This is a genomic window from Galbibacter sp. BG1 (assembly GCF_013391805.1).
Classification (GTDB): Bacteria; Bacteroidota; Bacteroidia; order Flavobacteriales; family Flavobacteriaceae; genus Galbibacter.
Genome location: NZ_CP058364.1, coordinates 1,240,311 through 1,254,060, shown reverse-complemented (window position 1 = coordinate 1,254,060; position 13,750 = coordinate 1,240,311). Strand labels below are relative to the sequence as shown.

Sequence of the window (13,750 nt, the reverse complement as noted above, 5' to 3'; positions counted from 1 at the left end):
TCTACACTAAAATCAATATATGGGAACCGATAGAGCCAACGGAAGTTTATTCACTAAAATCGAAAATAATATTGCAACCATTGAGTTCGGTCATCCTGCAAGTAATTCTTTTCCTTCTGTTTTGCTGAAGAGACTAGCAGATGAATTCAATAAGCTCTCTACGGATGATGATGTACACCTTATCGTTTTAAAAAGTGAAGGGGAAAAGGCTTTTTGTGCGGGAGCCTCTTTTGATGAACTTATGGCAATTACCACGGAAGCTGAAGGGGAAGCTTTTTTTAGCGGGTTTGGCAATGTTATCAATGCCATGCGTAATTGTAAGAAATTAACTGTTGGAAGGGTGCAAGGAAAGACAGTGGGCGGTGGCGTAGGTTTGGTGGCTGCTTGCGATTATGCAGTTGCCACAGAGGCAGCTGCCATAAAACTATCAGAATTAAGTATAGGAATAGGACCTTTTGTAATTGCGCCGGCTGTAGAGAGAAAAATAGGGGTTGCAGCCTTAGCAGAGTTAACCCTTGCAGCTACAGAATGGAAAAATGCATATTGGGCTAAAGAAAAAGGCCTCTATGCCAAAGTTTTTGAAACTATTGCTGAGGTGGATAAGGAAGTTGAAATATTGAGTGAAAAATTGGCGGGATACAACCCAGAGGCATTGACGGCCATGAAAAAAGTATTATGGGATAACACACAAAGTTGGGATTCCATTTTAACCAAAAGGGCTAAAATATCCGGAACTTTAGTGTTATCCCATTTTACTAAAAATGCGTTAGAAAAATTTAAAAAGTAAGTTCTTCTGCGGCGATAGCTTTAGTGACATTTGCTTTAACAGATGGGAAACTAGTAAAAAATTTACGTCCATCGGTTCTTTTTAAAGTTGCCACTTGCTCACCATCATTGTTCGTAGCCACATCGGTAACAACTACCTCATTGTTATAAACCGACTTGAAGTTTGGCACTCCGCCTCGCTTGATAATTATGTTTTTTCGAGGAAAATCGATGTGGTTATACGTTTGCTCAGAAATACTATTGATTTTCAAAACATCCCCAACTTTTACTTCTTTATCTTGAGCTTGAACAGCAAAAGCAAAAAATGAGAATACCGCAATAAAAAGCCGTTTTTTCATAACTAATTAATTAAATTGTTAATATATACTCGTTCTACTAACAAAGTTACAAAAAAGGCAAATTTATTTAATAAGGAAATTCTTAAAAATGTATTAAAACGGTACCTTTTTAACGGTATTTTAAGAAGCTATGAATGCCCCACTTAAATTGTGATGTAAGTGGGGGTGAAATTGACTAAAAACCTTTGGAATAATTCTTATTTAAATGCTTGTTCCCCGGTAATATCGGCACCGGTAATGAGGAGGTGAATGTCGTGTGTGCCTTCATAAGTAATTACACTTTCTAGGTTCATCATATGGCGCATAATACTGTATTCGCCAGTGATGCCCATAGCCCCTAGAACTTGTCTGGCCTCGCGGGCAATATTTAAGGCCATGTCAACATTGTTTCTCTTCGCCATAGAAATTTGCGCTGTGGTGGCTTTCCCCTCATTTTTTAGTTGCCCCAAACGAAAGGCAAGAAGTTGTGCTTTGGTAATTTCCGTAATCATTTCAGCCAATTTTTTCTGCTGAAGTTGCGTGGCAGCTATAGGCTTTCCAAACTGTGTTCGCTCTTTGGCATAACGTAATGCTGTATCATAGCAATCCATGGCGGCTCCTATCGCGCCCCAGGAAATACCATAACGGGCAGAATCGAGACATCCTAATGGAGCTCCCAAACCAGATTTGTTCGGAAGTAGGTTTTCCTTCGGCACTTTAACATTGTCAAAAATCAATTCTCCAGTAGCAGATGCCCTTAAAGACCATTTATTATGGGTTTCTGGAGTAGAGAAACCTTCCATGCCCCTTTCTACTATAAGGCCATGAATTCTCCCTTCTTCATTTTTCGCCCAAACAACGGCAAGATCTGCAAAAGGGGCATTGGAAATCCATAATTTGGCACCATTGAGTATAAAATGGTCGCCGGCATCCTTGTATTTTGTTTCCATTCCCCCTGGATTAGAACCGTGGTTCGGTTCCGTAAGGCCAAAGCATCCCATGAATTCACCAGAGGCTAATTTGGGTAAATATTTTTTACGTTGTTCTTCCGTTCCATATTTCCAAATGGGGTACATCACTAAAGAAGACTGAACCGATGCGGTAGACCGCACACCGCTATCCCCTCTTTCAATTTCTTGCATAATAAGGCCATAACTTATCTGGTCTAAACCTGCACCGCCATATTCTTGAGGAATATAGGGTCCGAATGCACCTATTTCTGCAAGTCCGTTTATAATCTGCTTGGGAAACTCTGCTTTTTGGGCATAATCTTCGATAATTGGAGAAACCTCTTTTTTTACCCAACTACGGGCCGCATCCCGCACCAGTTTATGTTCTTCTGTAAGTAAATCGTCCAGTTGGAAATAATCGGGTGCTTCAAAAAGATCTGTTCTCATCTATAATTGTTTTTCGAAATTTTATTGAGTTACCTCCAAGGAGTGCCCTGAGGGAGTTGACTCAAAGGTAATTAAAGAAATATAACAAAGCAAAGACTAATTGTTGTATATTTAAAAATAAGACTCCTTATTTTCAGGAATTTGACCGATTTAGATTCAGGTTGAATCATTGGATAAAAAAATAATTTTTTTTAACATCGATATTTTCAGTAAGATTGCATATCCCCCATTACTTAAAAGGAATGAATAAGCTTGCTCAAATATTATCTAAAATTTCTTCTTCATTTAGAATTAACTTTTTAAATTCTGAAAACGAAACTTCTGTCCTTGTTGGCAATTGGGATGCTATTTCCTACACCGAAAAATTATATGAAAATGGGGAGCTTATAAATGTAGATGATTTTTCATACGACATAAACAATCGATTTCAAATTAGATTTAAAAAAGACGATACATTTGTTCAGCTAGAAAAAACAAGAGGACAGGGTAGAAATACTTTCGACGAATCTAAAAAGAAAGGCGTTTACCATATAAAAGAAGGGGAACTTACTTTAAACTACGGAAATACCTTCGACGAAGAAAGCGTTGTAAAGCTTGCCTTTTCCATTGAAGGGAAGCATTTAATTACCATCAACGATTACCAGCGCACAGATGTTGGTGATGTTTACCGGCATTTGAGCAAGCGTAAGTTTGAAAGAAAATTCTAATTAAATGATCCCTTACTTCTCGACTTATAACCCCTAGACTTCGTAGTTGTCCCAATTAACAATTTCATTTCTTTCTTCTGGTTTTATACAAGCATCTAAAGTATGTTGGTCGTATTCCAGGTTGTATTGTGCCAGCACATCTTTTGGAACCCCGTCCCAAACATTTGGGGTATTCCCTACATAACCTAAATATTTTATACCCTCTTGGCTCGTAAAGTAACCAGTAGCCACCAAATCCCTTAATCGTGTAAAGAATTTCTCTCCCGCTTGGTGCTCGGGTTTTACATCGTCTGGGTAAGCAATGTCTTCTACAATGGTAATTTGCTCGCTTAAAGTGGCGTCCTTGAATTTTTTATTAAAACGTTTGTTGCTTTCATGATCTATCCACATAATTCCGCCCCGCAAAGGGATTTGGTGATGCGGCATATCTAAAACAATGTATTCTAGAAACCCCACAACTCCAACGGTACTGGCTGCACTGTATTCCCCTTCTGCCGGAATAATAATATCTGCAAGCACGGTAAGTGTTGCCAACTCATGTTCGTTAAAATATTGTTTCCCCCTTAATTCTTTTTCCCTAGCCAATTCGTCTTTGGTACGGGTAGTATCGTAATTGTTATCGCTATTGGCAGGAGCATCGGTTTTTGTGATGGTTTTTTCTTCGGAATCTGTTAAACAAGCAGAAAACATAAATCCAGAAGTTACGGTACCAGCAACCATTGCTTTTAAACTTTTTCTTCTATCCATATGTCAATTTTTTAAATGTTCATTTTTTTCATTTCCTGTGTAAGATATTCTGAAGCTCTCCAGGCCAAGGCCAAAATTGTCCAAGTCGGATTTTTATCTGCTTGGGAAACAAAAGCACCACCATCCATTATAAATAGATTGGAAACATCGTGTGCTTGATTGTATTTATTAACCACCGAGGTTTTGGGGTCATTCCCCATTCTTGTGGTACCAACTTCATGAATTATTTTTCCGGGTGCCAATAAGCCGTAATCTTCTTCCTCCCCAGGTTTATCGCCAAGTGGCTTTCCTCCCATGTTGTAAATAAGTTCTTCAAAAGTATCCTGCATGTGTTTCGCTTGGGTAATCTCGTCGCTCGTCCAATTATAATTAAAACGTAGTACAGGAATCCCATATTTATCCACCGTATTTGGGTCTATTTCGCAATAATTATCTTTTTGCGGAATGCTTTCCCCACGGCCGGCCATGGCTACAATAGAACCGTAATACTTGTAAACATCCTTTTTAAAATCGACACCATAACCACCGGCCTTTTTCGGTTTGCCATCGTTTACAGCACCGTTGAGGTTTTGTATTCCCATACCGGCACCGTAAGAAGGCATTCCCATTCCGCCCCAAAATTCAATATGGTAGCCGCGCGAGAAGTTAAGGTTTTTACTATCGTTAAGCCACCAAGGAACGTACATGTGCATACCTCCAACCCCATCTTCATTATACCGTTTTCGGTCCATAAGTTCTGGAATAATGGCAGCGCGGTTAGCCCCGGTAGAATCGTGGAGATATTTCCCTACAATTCCACTGGAATTGGCAACGCCATTTGGGAATCGATCAGATTTTGAGTTCAATAATATTCTTGCTGAACTGCAGGCACTCGCGGCCAAAATCACCACTTTGGCTTTTACCGTATATTCTTGATTGTCTATTTTGTTGATGTATGAAACGCCTGTTGCCTTGCCGCTGTCGTTAGTTAAAACCTCGCGAACCATTGCATTAACATAAAGGTCTACGTTGTCATATTCCAAAGCTGGTTTTACAAGTACGGAAGACGAAGAAAAATCCCCATAAATGCTACACGATCTGGGGCATTGATTACAATAGAAGCAAGCACCTCTTCGGTTATCTACCCGTTTGGTAAGGATGGACAGTCTTGAGGGAATTACCGGAAGCCCCATTTTTTTGCCAGCTTTCTTTAAAAAAAGTTCGTGCAATCGAGGTTTCGGCGGTGGTAGAAAATAACCATCTGGTTCGTTAGGGATGTTTTCCCTGGTACCAAAAACCCCTACCAATTTATCGACTTTGTCGTAATACGGCTTCACATCATCGTAATCTATAGGCCAATTATCACCTTTACCATCAAAATCCTTTCGTTTAAAATCCAATGGTCCAAAACGCAGGGAAATCCTTCCCCAGTGGTTGGTTCTTCCTCCCAGCATTCTAGATCGAAACCAATCGAATTTAGTACCGTTTTTATGCGTGTATGGTTCGCCTTCCAGTTCCCACCCACCATAAGCCATATCGAAGTCACCAAAAGGCCGGGTGGTTCCCGCATTTCTTCTGGGCGATTCGTAAGGCCATTTAAATTGTGTTTGGGTTTCTGGGTTTGCAGGATCAAAATCGGGACCCGCTTCCAATAAAGCGATTTTAAAACCGGCTTCCGAAAGTATTTTGGTAGCCATTCCGCCACCCGCTCCCGAGCCAACAATTAAAATATCGTATTCTTTTGGGGTTTCTTTTATTTGAAAGGGCATTTAGTGTCTTTTAGTTTATGGTTGAGAAAAATTATCAAACAAACCAACAAGATACTAATTATTGTTTTCTTCTTTTTATTTTTTCAGAAACAATAACAAAAACAGCATAATGTATTACCGCATATTTGGCTTACATTTTTAAATAAAAATCTTTGGTAAGCGCTATGTATTCTTCGGTGTATTCGTGCCGCTCTTTTTCGATAATTAGAGAGGAGGTAAGTGTTTCTTTTTGCTGAAAAGTGAGTTCGATAAGACTTCTTTTTACTTCGGAAGTTGGACTTCCCTTTACATGGCTGATGCGTGAAGGAAAGAGATTTTCCCGTTCGGCCATTTGAAGAAATGTTTCTTCTTCCTTAAATGGAATAATAATGCTGAAGATTCCGTTTTTGTTGAGAAGTTTGGCTACGCCTTCCAACAATTCCTCAAAAGGAAGGGAAAAATTAGCCCGCGCGATATCCCTTTGTTCGTTTCCAGAGGATACTTTTTCGCTATAAAAAGGAGGGTTGGATACAATTAGATCGTAGGTGTCTTCAATCTCCGCTACAAACTCATCGAAACCGGCATGATAGCAGAAAAGGCGGTCTCCCCACGGAGACGCCTCGAAGTTTTCGACGCACTGTTCATAAGCATCGTTGTCTATCTCTATGGCATCCACAAGCTCTGCGGCGCTTCTTTGTGCCAACATCAGCGCAATGACGCCTGTTCCAGCTCCAATGTCTAAAATGGAATTAGGGTTTTTATTTAATTCTGTCCAAGCCCCCAGTAAAACGCCGTCGGTGCCAATCTTCATGGCACAGCGATCTTGCTGTACGGTAAATTCTTTAAACTGAAAAGGTTTGCTAGACATTAGCGGGTTATAAATAAAGATCTATGAGCCCTTCGGGAGTGGTAACAACGATCTGCTTTTTGTCGCGATCCACTTTATTGATAAACTCATCGTTCATCGGGATCAAAATTTGCTTATCTCCATTTTCCACTTCAAATAAGGCCTGTGCGGTATTATCGTTTACGGAAACAATGGTGCCCACGTTTCCATAATTTACATCTACCATGGTGAACCCAATAATTTCATGGAAGTAAAATTGATTTCCGGAGAGTTCTGGTAAAAACGATAAGGGTAAATAAAGTTCGCTCTTTAAAATTGAATCGGCTTCGGCTTCGTTATCCACATCTTCCAAACGCATTCGTAGGAGCTGCGATTTATGGAGCGAAGATTTCTCTATAAAAAAAGGAACCAGATTATTGCCATGGGCAATAAATACTGATTCCAAATTTTCGTAAAGTTCAGGTTCATCGGTATCTAGTTTTGCCAGTACCTCACCCTTAAAGCCGTACTTTTTTACAATTTTACCGAGATAGAAGCAATCTTCTTTTCTCATAAAATTATATTAAGCGTCTGCCTTTTTTTCTTCTTCTTGAGTTTCTGCAGCAGGCTCTTCAGCTTGTGCTTCTGCCTCAGGAGCAGCTTCTTCTGCTACTTCTTCCTCAGCGGGAGCTTCGGCTTCTGCAGCAGCAGCCATACGCTTCTCGTTGATTTCTTTTTCTGCTTCCAATGCTTTAGCTTTAGCTTCTTCTTTAGCTTTTTCTAAATCACTTTTCTTAGCATCTACTTTACCTGCCTTTTCTTCAACCCAAGCTTCAAACTTCTTTTGAGCTTCTTCTTCGGTTAAAGCACCTTTAGCAACACCTCCCAATAAGTGGTGTTTCAACATAACTCCTTTGTAAGATAAGATTCTTTTAGCAGTATCAGTAGGCTGTGCACCATTCTGAAGCCATTTAACAGAACCATCTACATCTAAGTCGATTTGAGCTGGATTCGTGTTTGGATTGTAAGTTCCTAATTTCTCAAGAAATTTACCATCTCTTTTTGCGCGAGCATCTGCCGCTACTACCCAGTAAAAAGGTTTTCCTTTTTTACCGTGTCTCTGTAATCTAATTTTAACTGGCATAATCCATTAATTAGTGGGGTTCCCGACCCCTGTTATTAATTCTAAAATTGCTTGCCTTAAAGGCTAAAGCACACCTAAATTCTGCTTAGGCGGGTGCAAATATACGCTATTTCTTAAATTCTACTAAATAAGTTGAACTATTTTTTATATAAGAATCTGTATGTTAATCTTTTATTAAAGTAAAATAATTATAAAAATAGTGCGTTAATCTCTTAGTACCCACCTCAAACGTAAATTACTCGAAGCTTTTAAGATATTTGATGGGAAATAAATCCCATCCCCCCAACTGCATATATTTAATTTAATGCAAGTAGCATTTTAGATTTATAAGCCCGAAGAACTTCGGGCTTATTCTATCTCTACCTTTTCTTAATTTTATAAGAACATTACCATTTGTGGTATTGTGGATACGCGCACAATTTTGTAATTTCCCTAGGCTATGAAATTGAAAAAACCTCTATTGGAATTTACGGACAAAGGGATCTTATGTTCGCAAGCGAATGTTTACCTAGACCCTTGGCGACCTATTGACAATGCTTTGATAACCCATGGTCATGCCGATCACTCCCGTTGGGGGCATAAAAATTACATTACCTTTCACAACAACATTCCCATTATCAAACATCGATTAGGTGATATAAATGTCTCCGGACGAAACTACGGGGAGTCTTTTGTGGTTAACAACGTGAAATTTAGTTTTCATCCTGCTGGTCATATTCCAGGATCTTCTCAAATTCGGGTGGAGCATAAAGGGGAAGTTTGGGTGTTTACGGGGGATTATAAACTAGCCGATGACGGTATATCTACCCCTTTTGAACCTATTAAATGTCACAGCTTCATTACAGAATGCACTTTCGGACTTCCAGCCTTTAATTGGCGTCCTCAGGAAGAAGTTTTTTCAGATATTAATGAATGGTGGCTTCAGAATAAAAAAGAAAACAAAACCTCTGTGATTTTTGCCTATTCCCTTGGAAAAGCCCAACGTGTGATAAAACACTTGGATACTTCCATTGGAAAGATATATACCCACGGAGCTGTGGAGAATATGACAGAAGTTTTACGGCCGCAACTCAATTTACCACCTACAGAATTAATCACAAGGGAAACCGATAAAAAAGAAATTCAGGGAAATATTATTGTGGCACCTCCAAGTGCGCACGGAAGCGTTTGGTTGAGAAGATTTACCCCTTTTGTGACGGCCACGGCAAGCGGATGGATGGCTTTTAGAGGAGCGAGAAGACGAAGAGCTATTGATAGAGGGTTTGTACTTTCGGACCACGCCGATTGGGAAGGATTACTTAAAGCGATTAAAGAAACGGAATGTGAAAAAGTAATTGCGACCCACGGATACACCGATATCTTTTCACGTTATCTGCAAACCTTGGGCTACGATGCCCGTACCGAACAAACACAATACGAAGGTGAAAATTTAGAAGAGAAAGCCGAAAGTGAACCTGCCACCCAAAATTAGTCTAAATAGTATTGGCATGGACAGGTTTTAATTTAGATTGAAAATGTCAGGTCGAGCGCAGTCGAGACCTTATCTACAATACATAAACCAAACGACCTCTCGACTGCCTGCCCGAAATACTCAGGTAGGCGGGCGCTCGAGGCGACAGGGAACTAAGAAGTGAGATTAATAAAACAGAAATATGTGAAAGAATTTGCTACTCTCATAAAAAAATTGGACACCACCAATAAAACCAATATCAAGGTGGATGCTTTGGCTGATTTCTTCAAAATTGCGGAGCCAAAAGATAAGTTGTGGGCTATTGCTTTGCTGTCGCACCGAAGACCCAAGCGTCCCGTAAATACTACGTTGTTGCGCGAGTGGGCTTCGGAAGAAGCCAGTATCCCACTTTGGTTGTTTGAAGAATCGTATCATATTGTTGGAGATCTGGCGGAAACAATTGCGTTGGTCATTCCGACGGCTCAATCAAATAATGAAAAGAAATTACATGAAATTATTGCTGAAGTTATTCAGTTGAAAGATTGGGATGAGGTAGATAAGAAAAAATACCTTCAGCAAAAATGGCGGGAATTGGATTATTATGAGCGTTTTGTTTTTAATAAAATCCTTACTGGAAGTTTTCGAATTGGTATCAGTCAGAAACTCATGACACGGGCGCTTGCCAAAGCCACGGAAATTGATGAAGACGTGCTGGCGTATAAATTAATGGGTAATTGGACGCCGCAAACAATTACTTTTCAAAAATTGATTTTAGAGGAAAATGAAGAAGATTATCTTAGCAAACCATATCCTTTTTATTTGGCGTACGCTTTGGAGGGAGAGCCAAGCGATTTAGGCGATATTAAAGAGTGGTACTTTGAACACAAATGGGATGGCATCCGATCACAGGTAATTGTTCGAAACAACGAACTCTTTGTGTGGAGCCGCGGAGAGGAATTGGTAACCGATAAGTACCCGGAGTTTCAAGAATTCGTTACACATTTCCCTGACGGAACCGTTATTGATGGCGAGATTTTAGCCTTTACGGAAGGTTTTATTGGTACTTTTAATGAGCTGCAAACGCGAATCGGGAGAAAAAACGTATCCAAAAAGTTACTGGAAAAAACGCCGGTTATTTTAAAAGCATACGATTTGCTGGAGTGGAACGGCGAAGATATTAGAAACAAATCATTTCAAGAACGTCGTAAGGTGCTGGACAATTTTTACAATAGTCAGAAAAAGAATAATTTACCATTCCATTTGTCGGAAATCATGCAGTTTTCTACTTGGGACCAAGCTGCCACAGAACGGGAACAGGCGAGGGAAGTTAAAAGCGAAGGATTGATGCTAAAACGCAAAGATTCGCCGTATCTCGTGGGAAGAAAAAAAGGTGATTGGTGGAAATGGAAAGTTGATCCGCTCACTATCGATGCCGTTCTCACTTATGCCATGCGTGGCCATGGAAGGCGAACCAATTTATTTACGGATTACACTTTTGCACTTTGGGACGATAAAGAATTGGTAACGTTTGCCAAAGCGTACTCCGGATTGACGGATGCCGAGTTTCGAAAAGTGGACAATTTTGTAAAGAAAAACACTACCGATCGTTTCGGACCAGTTCGACAAGTGGTTCCCGAATTGGTTTTTGAAATCGCTTTTGAAGGAATTGCAGAAAGCAAACGGCATAAAAGTGGCGTTGCCGTTCGTTTTCCACGTATTTTACGATGGCGTAAAGACAAAAAAATTGAAGAAGCAAATACTTTGGAAGACTTAAAAGCTTTATTGGCTTAAAAGGATGATTATGGTCAGAAAATTTAATCGGTCAGTATGCGAAGCATAATTACTTATCTGGAGAATAGTAATCAAAAGCTCCGAGATCAGGAGTGGAGGAACGTAGCGACGCGGAGTTTTGGTTACGGTTTTTCGACTTTATGGTCGAAAAAATTCATTGGATAAGTCGCCTTTTTCTTTGTTTCGTTTCTTTTGGGCGAGCAAAAGAAATGAAAGAAATTCAAATTTATACCAAATTTCAAATCAACTTCAGTTTGGACAAAAATAAAAATTACACAAAAGAACTGTTTAAAATCGCAGAACACTGGTTTTTATCACAAAACTGGAAACCTTTTCCGTTTCAGAAAAAAACATGGCAAGCCTATTTAGAAGGTAAAAACGGACTGCTAAACGCGCCTACAGGCAGCGGAAAAACCTATGCACTGTGGATTGGGATTATCTTGAAATACATTCAGGAAAATCCTGACTATAAAACCAAAAATCCCATAGGAGTAAAAGCAGTTTGGATTACGCCTTTAAAAGCATTATCGTTGGAAATTCAACAAGCTACCCAGCGTTTCTGCGATGAAATAGAATTGCCTTTTACCGTTGGTATTAGAACGGGCGATACGCCACAAAAAGAACGGGCTGCCCAAAAACGAAAAATGCCCGACTTACTCATTACCACTCCAGAAAGCCTTCATTTATTACTTTCATCTAAAAATTACGATAAGACTTTTTCTACTTTAAATGCAGCGGTAGTAGACGAATGGCACGAATTGTTGGGCTCGAAAAGAGGCGTGCAAATTGAATTGGCACTCTCCCGATTAAAAACCGTCTGTTCGCCATTACAAATCTGGGGGATTTCGGCTACCATTGGGAATTTAGAGCAGGCTCGGGAAGTATTGTTGGGACCCAATTCCGCCGCGTTAAAAAATTCAATCTTACTCCGCGCCAACCTAAAAAAAAAAATTAAAGTGCGCTCCATTCTCCCCGACACCATGGAAAAGTTCCCGTGGCGGGGTCATTTAGGGCTTCATCTTCTGGAAAAAACAATTCCAATTATCGAAAAAAGTAAAACCACTTTGCTTTTCACCAATACGCGGGCACAATGCGAACTTTGGTTTCAAGCCATTTTAGCAAAGCATCCCGAATTTGCTGGGGAAATCGCTATGCACCACGGTAGTATTGGCAAAGAAACCCGACTTTGGGTAGAGGGTGCTATTCGTAATGAAAGTCTGAAAGCAGTGGTGTGTACCTCGAGTTTAGATTTGGGGGTCGATTTTGCGCCTGTGGAGACCATCATTCAAATAGGTGGCCCCAAAGGAGTCGCTAGATTTATGCAACGGGCAGGACGAAGTAAGCACAGACCGGGAGAAGAAAGTGTTATTTATTTTTTACCCACCCACGCCATCGAACTTATTGAAGCTTCAGCACTTAAAAATGCCGTAAAAACAGCGCAAGTGGAAGATCGTATTCCATATTTACTTTCTTTCGATGTTTTAATTCAGTATCTCACTACCCTAGCCGTTTCCAATGGATTTTTCCCAGATGATATATTTAAGGAAGTAAAAACTACTTTTTGTTTTCAGGGCATGACAGAAGTAGAGTGGAACTGGGTGCTTCGTTTTATTACCGTGGGAAGTGAATCGCTGGAAAATTATGACGAATACAAAAAAGTAGTGGTCAATGAGGAAGGAAAGTTTTTAGTAGAAAGTCGGCGCACCGCCATGCGACACCGATTGTCTATTGGAACTATTGTGAGTGATGCCGTACTTTCAGTAAAATATTTAAAAGGAGGCTACATTGGTACTATTGAAGAATGGTTTATTTCCAAACTAAAGCCCGGCGACGTTTTTACTTTCGCTGGACGGAATTTAGAACTCTTCAGTATAAAAAACATGAAAGTGTTGGTAAAGAAATCCAAGCAGAAAAGCAGTAAAGTTCCAAGTTGGATGGGTGGAAGAATGAGTTTTTCATCACAGATGAGTGAATTGCTTCGGAAGGAATTATACAATTACCATACGGAAACTATTTCTTCGGAATTAAAGGCTTTGGCGCCTGTTTTTGAAAGGCAAACTAAAGAATCGATCGTTCCTACCGATAAAGAATTTCTTATTGAAACTTTTAAAACCCGAGAGGGACATCATGCTATTTTTTATCCATTTGAAGGGAGGTTTGTTCATGAAGCCATGGGAAGTTTATTGGCATACCGCATTAGTCTTTTGCAGCCCATAACATTCTCCATTGCCTTTAACGATTATGGATTTGAGTTGCTTTCCGATCAAAAAATAGATATTCAAAATGTATTGGATAACGATTTGTTTACGCCACGATTTATGCATGCCGACCTCGAGAAAAGTTTAAATGCCACGGAAATGGCCCGCAGAAAATTTAGGGATATCGCCGTTGTGGGCGGACTCGTATTTCAAGGGTTTCCTGATAAACTTTTAAAGAGCAAACACCTGCAAAGTAGTTCGCAATTGCTGTTTAATGTGTTTCGCGATTACGAACCCGAGAATTTATTGTACCTCCAATCCTATCGGGAAACCTTTGAGCATTCTTTGGAGGAAGGAAGGCTCATTCAGGCATTGGAGCGCATAGAAAACCAAAGGATTGTTTGGCGGGAATGTGAAAAGCCTACGCCGTTTTCCTTTCCCATAATTACGGATAGATTGCGGGAAAAACTGTCCTCAGAAAAACTCGCCGACCGAATACGTAAAATGAAATTACAACTGGAGAAATAGTTTTATATTTAAGTCTGACTTCTAACGAAACAAATGAAGTTTTCTAAAAATATATTAATTCCGTGAGATGTCATCCTGAGCTCGCCGAAGGATTTTATTGCCTCCAAAGTCATAAAAAGATAATGGTAACTT

At 39.9% G+C, this 13,750-nt stretch carries 12 protein-coding genes; 5 read left to right on the top strand and 7 right to left on the bottom strand.

All coding sequences use genetic code 11. From position 1 onward, the window contains the following. Positions 1–19: 19 nt before the first annotated feature. Positions 20–787 carry an enoyl-CoA hydratase/isomerase family protein gene (locus tag HX109_RS05485; RefSeq protein WP_178950190.1) on the top strand — a complete coding sequence of 256 codons (768 nt, stop codon included), beginning with the start codon at positions 20–22 and terminating at the stop codon, positions 785–787. Here the strand turns inward: HX109_RS05485 and HX109_RS05480 are convergent. Next, a complete protein-coding gene (locus HX109_RS05480) occupies positions 777–1,124 on the bottom strand; it encodes a hypothetical protein (protein WP_178950189.1) in 348 nt (115 codons plus the stop codon). The two genes, HX109_RS05485 and HX109_RS05480, sit on opposite strands and share 11 nt — an antisense overlap. 197 nt (positions 1,125–1,321) lie before the next feature. Then, positions 1,322–2,500, bottom strand: a complete 1,179-nt coding sequence (locus HX109_RS05475; protein ID WP_178950188.1) for an acyl-CoA dehydrogenase family protein — start codon at positions 2,498–2,500, stop codon at positions 1,322–1,324. Positions 2,501–2,742: 242 nt separating this feature from the next. Here HX109_RS05475 and HX109_RS05470 point away from each other — a divergent pair, with 242 nt between their 5' ends. After that, positions 2,743–3,207, top strand: a complete 465-nt coding sequence (locus HX109_RS05470) for a hypothetical protein (RefSeq protein WP_178950187.1) — start codon at positions 2,743–2,745, stop codon at positions 3,205–3,207. A 33-nt stretch (positions 3,208–3,240) separates the two neighbouring features. Here the strand turns inward: HX109_RS05470 and HX109_RS05465 are convergent, their stop codons facing one another. The 5 genes from HX109_RS05465 to HX109_RS05445 all read right to left on the bottom strand — a co-directional run bounded on the left by HX109_RS05465 (position 3,241) and on the right by HX109_RS05445 (position 7,651). Next, a complete protein-coding gene (locus HX109_RS05465) occupies positions 3,241–3,954 on the bottom strand; it encodes a gluconate 2-dehydrogenase subunit 3 family protein (RefSeq protein ID WP_178950186.1) in 714 nt (237 codons plus the stop codon). A gap of 11 nt (positions 3,955–3,965) precedes the next feature. Further along, entirely contained in the window at positions 3,966–5,702 is a 1,737-nt protein-coding gene (locus tag HX109_RS05460) for a GMC family oxidoreductase (protein ID WP_178950185.1), read from the bottom strand. Between the two features lie 130 nt (positions 5,703–5,832). Further along, positions 5,833–6,549 (bottom strand): tRNA1(Val) (adenine(37)-N6)-methyltransferase, encoded by a 717-nt coding sequence (locus HX109_RS05455; RefSeq protein WP_178950184.1) that lies wholly within the window; start codon positions 6,547–6,549, stop codon positions 5,833–5,835. Positions 6,550–6,556: 7 nt separating this feature from the next. Beyond that, entirely contained in the window at positions 6,557–7,081 is a 525-nt protein-coding gene (gene rimM, locus HX109_RS05450) for a ribosome maturation factor RimM (protein WP_178950183.1), read from the bottom strand. Positions 7,082–7,090: 9 nt separating this feature from the next. Beyond that, a complete protein-coding gene (locus HX109_RS05445; protein WP_178950182.1) occupies positions 7,091–7,651 on the bottom strand; it encodes a 30S ribosomal protein S16 in 561 nt (186 codons plus the stop codon). 445 nt (positions 7,652–8,096) lie between these two features. On the opposite strand from HX109_RS05445, the gene HX109_RS05440 reads away from it, so the two are divergent. The 3 genes from HX109_RS05440 (at position 8,097) to HX109_RS05430 (ending at position 13,618) form a co-directional block, all read left to right on the top strand. Then, positions 8,097–9,122 carry a ligase-associated DNA damage response exonuclease gene (locus HX109_RS05440; protein ID WP_178954069.1) on the top strand — a complete coding sequence of 342 codons (1,026 nt, stop codon included), beginning with the start codon at positions 8,097–8,099 and terminating at the stop codon, positions 9,120–9,122. Positions 9,123–9,305: 183 nt separating this feature from the next. Next, on the top strand, positions 9,306–10,892 hold the full coding sequence (locus HX109_RS05435) for an ATP-dependent DNA ligase (RefSeq protein WP_178950181.1): 1,587 nt from the start codon (positions 9,306–9,308) through the stop codon (positions 10,890–10,892). 209 nt (positions 10,893–11,101) lie between these two features. Further along, positions 11,102–13,618 carry a ligase-associated DNA damage response DEXH box helicase gene (locus tag HX109_RS05430; protein WP_178950180.1) on the top strand — a complete coding sequence of 839 codons (2,517 nt, stop codon included), beginning with the start codon at positions 11,102–11,104 and terminating at the stop codon, positions 13,616–13,618. Positions 13,619–13,750: the final 132 nt, after the last annotated feature.

Bases quoted from the DNA above. Each gene is read 5' to 3' on its own strand.
- HX109_RS05485 (WP_178950190.1), top strand. From the start codon at position 20: ATGGGAACCGATAGAGCCAACGGAAGTTTATTCACTAAAATCGAAAAT.
- HX109_RS05480 (WP_178950189.1), bottom strand. From the start codon at position 1,124: ATGAAAAAACGGCTTTTTATTGCGGTATTCTCATTTTTTGCTTTTGCT.
- HX109_RS05475 (WP_178950188.1), bottom strand. From the start codon at position 2,500: ATGAGAACAGATCTTTTTGAAGCACCCGATTATTTCCAACTGGACGAT.
- HX109_RS05470 (WP_178950187.1), top strand. From the start codon at position 2,743: ATGAATAAGCTTGCTCAAATATTATCTAAAATTTCTTCTTCATTTAGA.
- HX109_RS05465 (WP_178950186.1), bottom strand. From the start codon at position 3,954: ATGGATAGAAGAAAAAGTTTAAAAGCAATGGTTGCTGGTACCGTAACT.
- HX109_RS05460 (WP_178950185.1), bottom strand. From the start codon at position 5,702: ATGCCCTTTCAAATAAAAGAAACCCCAAAAGAATACGATATTTTAATT.
- HX109_RS05455 (WP_178950184.1), bottom strand. From the start codon at position 6,549: ATGTCTAGCAAACCTTTTCAGTTTAAAGAATTTACCGTACAGCAAGAT.
- rimM (WP_178950183.1), bottom strand. From the start codon at position 7,081: ATGAGAAAAGAAGATTGCTTCTATCTCGGTAAAATTGTAAAAAAGTAC.
- HX109_RS05445 (WP_178950182.1), bottom strand. From the start codon at position 7,651: ATGCCAGTTAAAATTAGATTACAGAGACACGGTAAAAAAGGAAAACCT.
- HX109_RS05430 (WP_178950180.1), top strand. From the start codon at position 11,102: ATGAAAGAAATTCAAATTTATACCAAATTTCAAATCAACTTCAGTTTG.